Origin of the sequence: Pseudomonas sp. MPB23, from assembly GCF_046605395.1 — a bacterium.
Lineage (GTDB): Bacteria > Pseudomonadota > Gammaproteobacteria > Pseudomonadales > Pseudomonadaceae > Aquipseudomonas.
Genome location: NZ_CP176771.1, coordinates 5071001 through 5082769, shown reverse-complemented (window position 1 = coordinate 5082769; position 11769 = coordinate 5071001). Strand labels below are relative to the sequence as shown.

The 11769-nt window shown below is 62.0% G+C and carries 10 protein-coding genes and 1 pseudogene; 7 read left to right on the top strand and 4 right to left on the bottom strand.

The window, feature by feature from the left end; genetic code table 11:
- Nucleotides 1–43: 43 nt before the first annotated feature.
- The 4 genes from ACLH0J_RS22870 (at nucleotide 44) to ACLH0J_RS22855 (ending at nucleotide 2316) form a co-directional block, all read left to right on the top strand.
- A complete protein-coding gene (locus ACLH0J_RS22870) occupies nucleotides 44–1222 on the top strand; it encodes a XylR family transcriptional regulator (RefSeq protein WP_411389151.1) in 1179 nt (392 codons plus the stop codon).
- Nucleotides 1223–1319: 97 nt separating this feature from the next.
- Entirely contained in the window at nucleotides 1320–1598 is a 279-nt protein-coding gene (locus tag ACLH0J_RS22865) for a hypothetical protein (RefSeq protein ID WP_276197462.1), read from the top strand.
- Nucleotides 1576–1866 carry a hypothetical protein gene (locus tag ACLH0J_RS22860; RefSeq protein WP_411389150.1) on the top strand — a complete coding sequence of 97 codons (291 nt, stop codon included), beginning with the start codon at nucleotides 1576–1578 and terminating at the stop codon, nucleotides 1864–1866. Before ACLH0J_RS22865 ends, ACLH0J_RS22860 begins: the two co-directional genes overlap by 23 nt.
- A gap of 30 nt (nucleotides 1867–1896) precedes the next feature.
- Nucleotides 1897–2316: a zeta toxin family protein gene (locus ACLH0J_RS22855; protein ID WP_411389149.1), complete on the top strand. Its 420-nt coding sequence runs from the start codon at nucleotides 1897–1899 to the stop codon at nucleotides 2314–2316.
- Between the two features lie 21 nt (nucleotides 2317–2337).
- Here ACLH0J_RS22855 and ACLH0J_RS22850 read toward each other — a convergent pair whose 3' ends face one another.
- From ACLH0J_RS22850 to ACLH0J_RS22840, 3 genes are all read right to left on the bottom strand, one after another.
- Nucleotides 2338–3615, bottom strand: coding sequence for a carbohydrate porin (locus ACLH0J_RS22850; RefSeq protein WP_411389148.1), 1278 nt, complete (start codon nucleotides 3613–3615; stop codon nucleotides 2338–2340).
- Nucleotides 3616–3672: 57 nt separating this feature from the next.
- Nucleotides 3673–6081, bottom strand: coding sequence for a glucose/quinate/shikimate family membrane-bound PQQ-dependent dehydrogenase (locus tag ACLH0J_RS22845; RefSeq protein ID WP_411389147.1), 2409 nt, complete (start codon nucleotides 6079–6081; stop codon nucleotides 3673–3675).
- A 165-nt stretch (nucleotides 6082–6246) separates the two neighbouring features.
- Nucleotides 6247–7290, bottom strand: coding sequence for an LLM class flavin-dependent oxidoreductase (locus ACLH0J_RS22840; protein WP_411389146.1), 1044 nt, complete (start codon nucleotides 7288–7290; stop codon nucleotides 6247–6249).
- Nucleotides 7291–7412: 122 nt separating this feature from the next.
- Between ACLH0J_RS22840 and ACLH0J_RS22835 the strand changes: the two are divergent.
- Together ACLH0J_RS22835 and ACLH0J_RS22830 are read left to right on the top strand one after the other, a co-directional pair.
- Nucleotides 7413–8567, top strand: a pseudogene (locus tag ACLH0J_RS22835) (cache domain-containing protein); the annotation flags it as partial.
- Nucleotides 8568–8657: 90 nt separating this feature from the next.
- Nucleotides 8658–9425, top strand: coding sequence for a methyl-accepting chemotaxis protein (locus tag ACLH0J_RS22830; protein WP_374048343.1), 768 nt, complete (start codon nucleotides 8658–8660; stop codon nucleotides 9423–9425).
- 108 nt (nucleotides 9426–9533) lie between these two features.
- On the opposite strand, the gene ACLH0J_RS22825 is transcribed toward ACLH0J_RS22830, so the two are convergent.
- Nucleotides 9534–10019 carry a flavin reductase family protein gene (locus ACLH0J_RS22825; protein ID WP_411389145.1) on the bottom strand — a complete coding sequence of 162 codons (486 nt, stop codon included), beginning with the start codon at nucleotides 10017–10019 and terminating at the stop codon, nucleotides 9534–9536.
- 325 nt (nucleotides 10020–10344) lie between these two features.
- On the opposite strand from ACLH0J_RS22825, the gene ACLH0J_RS22820 reads away from it, so the two are divergent.
- Nucleotides 10345–11751, top strand: coding sequence for a purine-cytosine permease family protein (locus ACLH0J_RS22820; protein WP_411389144.1), 1407 nt, complete (start codon nucleotides 10345–10347; stop codon nucleotides 11749–11751).
- Nucleotides 11752–11769 lie beyond the last annotated feature (18 nt).

Sequence of the window (11769 nt, the reverse complement as noted above, 5' to 3'; positions counted from 1 at the left end):
CCCGCGCGCTTAACCTGCACCGACCGGCCCCAGGACAAAAACAATGAAAACCCTACCGCCTGTCCACCGCATTGCCCTGTTGTTCAACGGCAGCAAAATCTACGATCGCGGCATTATTGCCGGCATCGGCAATTACCTGAGTAGCACCCGCGCGTCCTGGGATTTGTTCCTGGAGGAAGATTTCCTGTGTCGCCTCAAAGGCATCGAACGTTGGCAGGGCGACGGCATCATTGCTGACTTCGACGACCCGCTGATCGGCGAAGCGCTGGCCGGTAGTAAGCTGCCGGTGGTGGCGGTGGGCGGCTCTTATGCGGATGCGGGCGCCTATCCCCAGGGCATCCCCTACGTGGCCACCGACAACCATGCCTTGATGAAGCTGGCGTATGAGCATTTGATCGAGGCCGGCCTGACCCGTTTTGCCTGTTTCAGTCTGCCGCCGGCCCAGGCCAATCGCTGGGCCCAAGAGCGCGAAAAGGCCTTCAAGCACCTGTTGCAATGCGACGGTTTGCCCGTGGAGGTGTATCGCGGCCTGGGCACCAGCGCGCCGTTGTGGGACAGCGCGGTGGAACAGCAGATCGCCTGGTTGCAGAGCCTGCCCAAGCCCATCGGCATCATCGCCGTCACCGACGCACGCGCCCGGCAATTGCTGCAGGCCTGCCTCACCGCCGGTATTGCGGTGCCGGAAGAAGTGGCGCTGATTGGCATCGATAATGACCCGCTGACCCGCACCCTCACGCGGGTGCCGCTGAGTTCGGTGATCCAGGGCACTGAAACCATGGGCCGCACCGCCGCCGCGCTGCTGCATCAGATGCTGCACGGCAAACCCTGCGCCGGCACGCAGATTCTGGTGCCGCCGGATGCAATCAATGTGCAGGCTTCCAGCCTGCATCAACCCTTGGGCAATCCCTATGTGATGCAGGCGCTGCTGTTTATCCGCCAGTACGCCTGCCAGGGCATCAAGACAGCCCAGGTGGCGGCTTATGTCGGCGTGTCGCGCTCATCCCTGGAATCTCACTTTCGCAAGGAGCGCGGGTGCAGCGTGCATGACGAGATCCTGCGCTTCAAGCTCGCCGCCGCCGCCAAGGGCCTGGAAAACCACGGCCTGGCGATTGCCGAGGTGGCGCAGCAGTGCGGCTTCACGTCGGCGCAGTACCTGCATACGGTGTTTCGGCGGGAGTTTGGGTGTACGCCGCGGGAGTATCAGCAAGGCGCTTATGCCTAGGCTTGCTGAGGTCGATGCACGGCCCTTTTTAAAGGAGGGCGTCGGAGCTATCATCCAGCCCAGAGGTGCAGCAGTGCAGCTTGCCGGGAGAATCTCTATGAAAAAAGAAGCGAAGAAGGTTTCAGACCGCGAAATAGAGGCATTGGAACTTTTGGTTCCAAGCCAAGCTAGTAAAGCCACTCACTCCGCGTATTTTCGAGCACTGTCGGTTAGTCAGCGAGGTGTTCTATGCATTGAAGCCGGGAATTTGGTCCGCGTCGCGCAGGACGGCAGCAAAATCATCGTGGAGAAAGCCAAACCACGTCGCAAAGTCACGGTGGATGAAGTGATCACCGTGCGTAAGGTCGACAGGCATGCGGCAGGTGGTTGTGCCTAGACTTCGTGTATTTGCTGGTCCTAACGGCTCAGGTAAAAGCACGATCAAAGGTGAATTGGACCCTGCTTTAATCAAGACGTATGTGAACGCTGACGAGCTGGAAAAAGAGGCCAAAGCCAGTGGCTTCGTCGATCTTTCGCCGTTTGATATCGAAGTTGCACTGCCTGAACTGCTCGCGTTCCATACCGAGCACCATCTGCTCGTTAAAAAGGGGTTGATGGGCCAGGCTGAAAAGCTAGGTCTGCAAGGTTCTAAGGTTGACTATTGAAATGTCCAGATCGACTCGTATTTTGCGTCGGTGATCGCTGACTTTATCCGGCAGCGTTTGCTGGAAAAAGGTGTGAGCTTCACATTTGAAACGGTGATGTCTCATCCCAGCAAGGTTGAGTTCATGCAGGACGCGCAGACTCGCGGGTATCGGACCTACCTCTATTTTGTTTCAACGGAAAACTCAGACATCAACATTGACCGTGTGGAAATCCGCGTTCGGGAAGGTGGTCATGGGGTTGAGCCTGAGAGAGTGCGTGAGCGATATATAAAATCGTTGAAGCTGCTGCCGCAGGCGGTTGCCGCGAGTGATCGAGCCTACATCTTCGATAACTCCGGTGACAGTTCCGTACTGCTGGCGGAAATTACCGGCGGAACCCGACTCCAGTACCGTACAGAAGATGTTTCAGATTGGTTCTTCCGATCATACGTCGATGAAGTGGGTTCCTGACACGCGCCGGTCCGGCCTTATTCAAAACACCGCCTTGACCTGTAAACCGAGTACCAGCGCATTGTCGATGTCCTGCCCGGAAAACGCCCCCGGCTCGATGATGTATTGCACATCCGGGCGCAGGTTCAGCCAAGGCGTGGCCTGGTAGCCGTAGCTGAGTTCGATCAACTGTTCGGCATTGCTCAGGTTGGGATAATCCGCCCCGGCGTTGAACGCGGCCAGTTCCTGCACATCGCGGCTGCGCGGGTTCTGCACGGCGCGGCCGTAACCCAGGGCGAGGGTGTCCCTTGGCCTGCCTTCGAACGGTTTGTACAGCACCACGCCCGCTCCATACCACTTGCTGAACGGCGAAGCGGCTTCGCTGGCGGCGGAGTATTGGCCGAAGGCGTGCAGCACACGACCTGCCGAGGCGCTGGACGCCCAGACTGCCTGGTCGATCAGCAGGTAGTGGCCGCCGCGTCCGCTGACCTTTTCATTGCTGCCGATGCGTTTGACGTCGGAGCTGTCGTAGTAATAGCCCAGCTTGTATTCACCCGGCAGCGTGCCGGCCTGTTTGTACACCAGCTCGATCGGTATCACTACGCCGGTGGTGTGCTTGGGGCTCAGCTTCCAGGCGCGACTGGCGTTGCCATTACTCTCCGGGTCCACGTTGAAGGCGGCCACGCGCAGTTGCCAGGACGGCGAAAAGTCGTATTTCACCCGCGCGCCCAGGCGCGCATTCGGGTAGTTGGTCCAGCCGCTGCCGCCGGACATGTTCAGCGGGTGCCCGCAGAAACCGGCGTTCATGAAGGTGCAGAGGATGCCGCTGTCCAGACCGCCGAGGTCGTTGCCCATGGCCATATAACCGAGTTTGAGGTTCAGCGCCGGGGTGAACAGCGTGCGCTCGTAGCTCAACTCGGTCAGGCGGGTGTAGAGGCCGCCGTAGTTTTCCTGGATCGGCAGGCGGTTGCCCACCAGGTCTTCGGAGGCGCTGTTGCCGCGTCGGTCGTTGAGGGTCAACTGGATACGGTCGCCGTTGTTCAAGCCATACAACTTGCCCAGGTCGAACTGCACGCCGAGCTTGAGGTTTTGCGAGTAGCGTGCCGAACGGTGTTGGCCACCGTGGGCGTTGTACGCGGTTTCGCCGCTGTAGTCGCCGGTGAAGCGAACACCCTGCTCGTCGAGCTCACGGCGCAGGCCGCCCCAGTCGCCGGTCAAGGTGTTGTCATCGGCTTGGGCGGGCAGGGCGGTACCAAACGCCAGGCCCAGCAGCAGGCGCCCAACGAGGTTGTTGGGTAAAAAGTGAGAAGCAGGAGGCATGCGTGGTCTTCCAGAAACAGGACGCGCGGTACGGGGGTACCGCGCGAAAGGACAGGGTTATGGCAGGGCGTAGGCGATCACGTAGTCGCCACGGTCGGTGGACTGGCGCGCACCGCCGGCGGTGATGACGATGTACTGCTTGCCGGTTTTCGGTGACACGTAGGTCATCGGGCCACCCTGGCTGCCGACGGGCAGGCGGGCTTTCCAGATTTCTTCGCCGTTGCCGCTGTTGAAGGCGCGCAGGTAGAAGTCCTGGGTGCCGGCGATAAAGATCAGGCCGCCCTGGGTCGACAGGGTGCCGCCGAGGGTCGGCAAGCCGATCTTGATCGGCAGGTGCATGCGGATGCCCAGCGGGCCGGTGTCTTCCACGGTGCCGACCGGTACTTGCCAGGCGATTTGCTGGGTCTTCATGTCGATGGCGGTGAGGGTGCCGAACGGCGGCGCCTGGCACGGAATGCCGGCCACCGACAGGAAGCGGTTTTTGTTCACCGCATACGGCGTGCCCTTGAGCGGCACCGCGCCCATGCCGGTGTTCAGCGCTTCGCCACCGGACGTGGCCTGGGCCTTGTTCTGCGAGGGGATCATCTGGATCCACAGGCCCAGGCGCATGTCGTTGACGAAGATAAAACCGTGTACCGGGTCAGTGGAAAGACTGCCCCAGTTCATGCCGCCCAGGGAACCGGGGAAGCTCAGGGATTTGTCGGTGCCCGGCGCGGTGTACAGGCCGTCGTAGCGCATGCCCTTGAAGTCGATGCGGCACAGCAATTGGTCGTACGGCGTGGCGCCCCACATGTCTGATTCGGTTAGGGTCTGTGCGCCGATCTGCGGCATGCCCACGGATTTTGGCTGGGTTGGCGAGTACGGTTCGTTGGGGATATTCGCGGCCTTGACCGGCACTTCTTGCACGTCGGTCAGCGGCTGGCCGGTGGCGCGGTCGAGCACATAGATCTGCCCGGCCTTGGTGCCGATCACCACCGCCGGTACGGCCTTGTCGCTGCCCGGTGGGGTGAAGTCGATCAGGCTCGGTTGCATCGGCAGGTCGAAGTCCCACAGGTCGTTGTGGACGGTCTGGTAGACCCATTTTTCCGCACCGGTGGAGGCGTCCAGCGCCAGCACGGAGGCGCCGTATTTGTGGTTGAGCGCGGTGCGTTCCACGCCGTAGATGTCGGTGGACGAACTGCCCATGGGCAGGAAGACCGTGTTCATCAGCGGGTCATAGGACATCGGCGCCCAGCTGTTGGGCGTGCTGCGCACATAGGTGCTGCCATCCGCCGGGGCTTTTTTGTCGTCCGGGTTGCCGGGATCGAAGGCCCAGCGCATCTGCCCGCTGATCACGTCGAAGCCACGGATCACGCCGCCGGGCATGTCGGTCTGGACGTTATCGGCGACGCGGCCGCCGACCACAACGGTGGTGCCGGCGATCAACGGCGCGGAGGACAGTTGGTAGTAGCTGTCCGGCACATTGCCCAGGCCAGCCTTCAGGTCCACCTGGCCGTGGGTGCCGAAGTCTTCGCAGAAGTGGCCGGTGTCGGCATCCACGGCGATCAGGCGCGCGTCGATGGTGTTGGTCAGCAAGCGCCGCTGGCACTGCGCACCGGCGGGCACACTGGCGGCGATGATCGGCGAGCTGTTTGGCCGGGTCGGCTGGGCGATCGGTGCGGTGGCGTCGAAATACGCCATGCCCCGGCAACGCTGCCAAACCGCCGACTTGGCGTTGATATCGTTCTTCCACAGCTCTTTGCCGGTGTCGGCGTCGAGGGCGATCAGGTTGTTATGGGGCGTGCAGATAAACACCTTGTTGCCGATCTGCAGGGGCGTGAGTTGGTCTTCGGCGCCGTTGCCGTCGCTGAGGGCCACGTCGCCGGTGTGGTAGGTCCACGCCACGTTGAGTTTGTCGACGTTGGCGCGATTGATCTGGTCCAGCGCGGCGAAGCGGCTGCCGCCTTCGGTGTTGCCGTAGTGGGCCCAGTCTTTCTGCGCATCGGCTGCGGCCACCGGCGTGATGCCGGGGCCTTTGCCGGTCGGCGCGACGCTGGGGTGAGCGACGAACATATTGCCCGCCGCCACCGCCACGCCCACCGCCAATACCGCAGCGACGCCATAGGCGCCGCGCGCGGGCTTGCCGGCCAGCAGCGGATACACCAGCGCCACCACCAGGCCGATCACCGCGAACATGAACAGCCGCGAGAACAGCGGCCAGAACACCAGCCCCACATCCGCCACTGCCCAAATGGCCGTGCCCACCAGAAACGCTGCGAACAGCCACGCGCCCGCCGTGTTGCGCCGGGCAATCAGCAGGCCGGCCAGCGCCATGGCGACGCCGCCGATCAGGAAGTACCAAGAGCCGCCCAGGCTGACCAGCTTGACGCCGCCAACGGCCAGCGCGAGGCCGAGCAGGGCGATGATGACGCCCAGGCCCAGCAGGAGGAATCTTGAGGCGCCGGTGGCGCGCGATGCTCGTTTCATATCGACAGGACTCGAAGGTGAGAGGGCAAAGACGCGATTTTAGCAACATAAGTAACTGGTTAGTACATTTTGATCGGCAATAGACCCTTTCCGATCACGTGACGATAGCGGGCAGCAAAAAGCCGCTTGCTCGGTGAAGAGGCAAGCGGCTTTGAGCGTTACCGATCAACGAAACGCGGGCACGACCTGCTCGATAAACAGCGCCAGGGATTTTTTCTTCTCGGCATGGGGCAGGCTGTTGTCGCACCAGAAGCTGAACTCATCCACGCCCAGTTCCTGGTAGTACTTGATGCGCGGGATGATCTCTGCGGCGGTGCCGATCATTGCGGTCTTGTGCAGGCTGTCCAGCTCGAACTCCGGGCGGCCGGCGAATTTTTCTTCCGGGCTTGGCGCCAGGAAGCCATTGACCGGCACTTCCTTGTTGCCGAACCAGGCATCGAAGGTGCGATAGAACTTGGAGATTGCCTTGGCCCCGACTTTCCAGCCTTCGGGGTCGTCGACGGCGTGCACGTGGGTGTGGCGCAGCACCATCAGTTGTGGGCGCGGCACGTCGGGATTGTTGTCGAGGGCGGTCTGGAATTTGTTTTTCAGGTCCAGGACTTCTTCGTCGCCCTTCATCAGCGGCGTGACCATCACGTTGCAGCCGTTGGCCACCGCGAAGTTGTGGGAGTCCGGGTCGCGGGCGGCGATCCACATCGGCGGGTTGGGTTTCTGTACGGGCTTGGGCACGCTGGTGGAGGTGGGGAATTTCCAGATGTCGCCGTCGTGGGCGTAGTCGCCTTGCCACAACGCGCGGACCACCGGGACCATCTCACGCAGCGCCTGGCCGCCGCTGGCCGCGGGCATGCCGCCGGCCATGCGGTCGAATTCCACCTGGTAGGCGCCACGAGCCAGGCCGACTTCCATGCGGCCGTTGCTGATCACGTCGAGCAAGGCGCATTCGCCCGCCACCCGCAGCGGGTGCCAGAACGGCGCGATGATGGTGCCGGCGCCCAGGTGGATCGTGGTGGTCTTGGCCGAGAGGTAAGCCAGCAACGGCATCGGGCTGGGCGAGATGGTGTACTCCATGGCGTGGTGTTCGCCAATCCATACGGTGCTGAAGCCACCGGCTTCGGCCATCAGGGTCAATTCGGTCAGGTCTTCGAACAACTGGCGGTGGCTGATGCTCTCGTCCCAACGTTCCATGTGTACGAACAGGGAAAACTTCATGACGCTTACCTCGGATCTAGTGTGATCGGCCGGTCGACCGCGGGCCCTTAAGTGCTCACGCCGTTGTGAAGCTGGCCGGTAATGACAGCTATTCGGCGGATTGATTGTTGGTATACCATAATATGGAATATCCGCAAAACTTTTCTCTCCAACGCTTACACCCTCACCTGACAAGGAAGGCGAGTCCGATGAACATAAAACAAAAATTGATCCTGGCCTTTGCCGCGATCGCCAGCCTACCGGTGATTCTGGTAGCGGTGTTGATCATCCTCAACGTGCGTCATGAGGCACGGGACAGTTTTATCGACGGCAGCGGGCGCGAGATCCGCCAGGTCGACAATGCCATGCAACTGTTTTTCGAAGGCATCAGCCAGAACGTCGCCTACCTGGCCGCGCACCCGCAGTTGCAGGCGATCAATGCCGATGTGAAACGCTACCTGGCCAGTGATGCCGCGCAAGTCGCCCCCGGCGCGCGCGACCAGCAACTGTTCGCGCTGTTCGAGGGCCTGGCCAAGAGTCACTCGGCCTACACCTACCTGTCCCTGGGCACCGAAGACGGTGGCTACGTGTTCTGGCCCGGCGACCCCAAGCTGGCCAACTACGATCCGCGCACGCGGCCCTGGTACAAGACGGCCATGGCGCAGCCGGGCAAGACCCTGCGCACCGAAGCCTATTACTGGGCCGCTGACAATGTGGTGCTGGTCAGCACCGTGCAGAGCTTCAACAACACCCAAGGCAAGGCGAGCGGGGTGGTGAACATCGACGTGTCGCTCAAGCAGCTCACCGATCTGGTCAAGCAGATCAAGCTGGGCGAGAGCGGCTACCTGATGCTGATGGAAGCCAACAATACCGTGCTGGTGGACCCGAGCGACCCCTCCCACAACTTTAAAAAGCTCGGCGAGCTGGGCGATGGCTATCGGCAGTTGAGCGAAGCCGGCCAGGGCCTGGTGCAAGTGGAACTGGCCGGCGAGCGCTACATGGCGCTGGTGTGGCCGTCCAAGGCCTTGGGCTGGCGGTTTGTCGGGCTGGTGCGCGAGAGCGAGGTGATGGCCGGCGCGGCACGCCTGACCTGGCTGATTGCGGCCATCGCGTTGGTGTGTGGGGTGTTGTTCGCGGTGGCGGGGGCCGGGTTTGCCGGGCTGATCGTCAAGCCGATCCGCGGCGTGGCCAGCGGCCTGGAAGGCATCGCCCAGGGCGAGGGCGACCTGACCGCGCGCCTGGCCGTGAAGGGCCGTGATGAGACGGCGCAACTGGCCGGCTGGTTCAACCAGTTCCTCGAAGCGATTCGCACGCTGATCCAGCGCATCGGCGAGGCGGCCGGGCAGATCCACAGCAGCTCCACCAGTGCCACCGACGTCTCGGTGGAAATGGCCGACGTCGCCGAGCGCCAGCGCGAAGCGGTGGACATGGTGTCCACGGCGTTTCATGAAATGGTCGCCACCTCCAACGAAGTCGCGCGCTCCTGTAGCCAGGCCGCCGACTCGGCCGATAACGGCCAGCGCCAGGCCCGCACCGGCCAGCAGCAGATCGACGCGGCGGTGAGCAGTGTAGGGCGCTTGAGCGAAGAAATCGGCCACTCCGCCGAGGCCATGGAGCAACTGGAAAAAGACAGCAACGACATCCAGTCGATCCTCGGCACCATCCGCTCGATCGCCGAGCAAACCAACCTGCTGGCGCTCAACGCCGCGATCGAAGCTGCCCGCGCCGGTGAGCAAGGGCGTGGCTTTGCCGTGGTGGCGGACGAGGTGCGCGCCCTGGCCAAGCGCACGTCGGATTCCACCGGCGAAATCGACGGGTTGCTCGGCAACCTGGCGCGGCGCACGCACCAGATGGGCAAGCAGATGCACGCGAGCCTGGAGGTGTCCCAGGAAACGGTGGTGTCGATCAATGACGCCCGCGCAAGCTTCGGTTTGATCCGCGAGTCGGTGGACGTGATCCGCGACATGAACACGCAAATCGCCACCGCCGCCGAGGAGCAGCACCAGGTGGCCGAAGACATCAATCGGCATATCAGCCAGATTCACGGGGATGCGCAGTTGGTGGCGAGCCTGGCCGACGCCACGCGCGGGGATGCGCAGCAATTGACGGCGTTGTCGCAGACGTTGAACCAGTTGGTCAGTCGCTTCCGCACCTGACCTTGTGGGAGGGGGCTTGCTCCCGATAGCGGTGGGTCAGCTACAGATAAGCTGGCTGTTCCTCCGCCATCGGGAGCAAGCCCCCTCCCACATGATTGGCTGTGGGGCCTAGGCCGGCATGGGCAATGCGCCCATCTTGCCGTGGCAATACACCAGTGGCCCGGCGTTCTGCCGGGGCACGATCAGGTTCTTCACCGAGCCGACCATGATCGCGTGGTCGCCGCCTTCGTATTCGCGCCACAACTCGCACTCGATCACCGCCGTGGCATTGGCCAGGATCGGGTTGCCCAGCTCGCTCAACGTCCATTCGATGCCTTGGGCTTTGTCTTTGCCTTTGCGCGCGAAAGCATAGGCTTCGGTTTGCTGCCCACCGGACAGGACGTGGATGGCGAAGCGTTTGTTCTTGATCAGGATCGGGTAGGAATCGGAGCTGTAGTTGGGGCAGAACAGCACCAGCGCCGGGTCCATCGACAATGAACTGAAGGCGCTGGCGGTCAGGCCGACGATTTGCCCGTCGTCATCGAGGGTGGTGATCACCGTGACCCCGGACGGAAACGAACCCATCACTTGTTTGTAGATAGCGGCGTCGATCATGGGGCGGTCCTCTTGGGGCGATAGCGTGGTTTTTATGAGCTTGTAGGTCTGATGGTATACCGTAATACAAACCTTGCAACTGCTTTTTCAGTCGCCCGATGAACGTCAATCCTGGGTCTTTTAACCAATAAATACAGGGATTATGCCGAGAAATGGCAATAGGCCATGTGGCACAATGGCGGATCAGATGAGCGCCAGGATTGCGGATCAGCCTTGTGAAAATGTTGGAATACCATAATATGGTGTTCATCTGAGGGGCCGCCGTAGAGCGCCCCCGGTGTGGCGTCAAACAACTATAAGATCAGACAAACACGAGTTCATTTCCATGCCCCAGATGTCCCGGCAAGACCCGCTGATCGAGCATCACACGGTCGATTACGTTCCCCTCGCAGAGCGCCACGGAAAGGCCCGCGACCTGTTCACCTTATGGTTCAGCACCAACATCGCACCGCTGCCCATCGTCACCGGCGCCATGGTGGCCCAGGTGTTCCATCTCAACCTCGTGTGGGGGTTGTTGGCGATTGTCCTCGGGCACCTGCTCGGCGGCATTGTGATCGCCCTCGCGTCGGCCCAGGGCCCGCGCATGGGCATCCCGCAGATGGTCCAGAGCCGCGGCCAGTTCGGCCGCTATGGCGCGCTGCTGATCGTGTTCTTTGCGGCGCTGATCTACATCGGCTTTTTCATTTCCAATATCGTCCTGGCCGGCCAGTCCATCGTCGGCATCGTGCCGTCGGTCCCGGTGCCGGCGAGCATCCTGATCGGCGCGCTCAGCGCCACGGCCATCGGCGTGATCGGCTACCGGTTCATCCATACCTTGAACCGCATCGGCACCTGGGTGATGGGCAGCGCGTTGCTTGCTGGTTTTGTCTACATCTTCGTCCATGACCTGCCGGCGGACTTCCTCAGCCGTGGCGGTTTCAACGCGGCGGGCTGGTTGGCCACCGTGTCCCTGGGGGTGATCTGGCAGATCAGCTTTTCGCCCTACACCAGTGATTACTCGCGCTACCTGCCGGCGGATATCGGCATCACCCGGCCGTTCATCGCCACCTACCTGGGGGCGACCCTGGGCACCATCCTGTCCTTCGCGTTTGGCCTGGTCGCGGCACTGGCCACGCCCGAAGGCACCGAAGCCATGCTCGCGGTCAAGCAAGCCACCGGCTGGCTGGGGCCGATCCTGATGGTGCTGTTCCTGCTCAATATCATCAGCCACAACGCCCTGAATCTGTACGGCGCGGTGCTGTCGATCATCACCTCGATCCAGACCTTCGCCAGCCAATGGACACCGAGCATCAAGGTACGTGTGGGGTTGTCGGGCGTGGTTCTTTTCGGTTGCTGCGTGGTGGCGCTGGGCGCATCGGCGGACTTCATCTCGCAATTCATCGGCCTGGTGCTTGCGCTGTTGCTGGTGCTGGTGCCGTGGGCGTCGATCAACCTGATCGACTTCTACGTCATCAAGCGCGGGGTGTACGACATTGCCTCGATCTTCCAGGCGGATGGCGGGGTGTATGGGCGTTTCAACGGGCATGCGATCGTCGCGTACTTCATCGGCATCCTCGTGCAGTTGCCGTTTGCCAATACCTCGCTGTATGTGGGGCCATGGGCCAACCTGGTCAACGGCGCGGATTTGTCCTGGCTGGTGGGATTGATGGTGACGTGCCCGCTGTATTACTGCCTGGCGACGCGTCAGCGCACGCAGGCGGTCAGGGCGGGGCGGTTGGGGTATACCGACTGAATACAACTATCTCTCTGA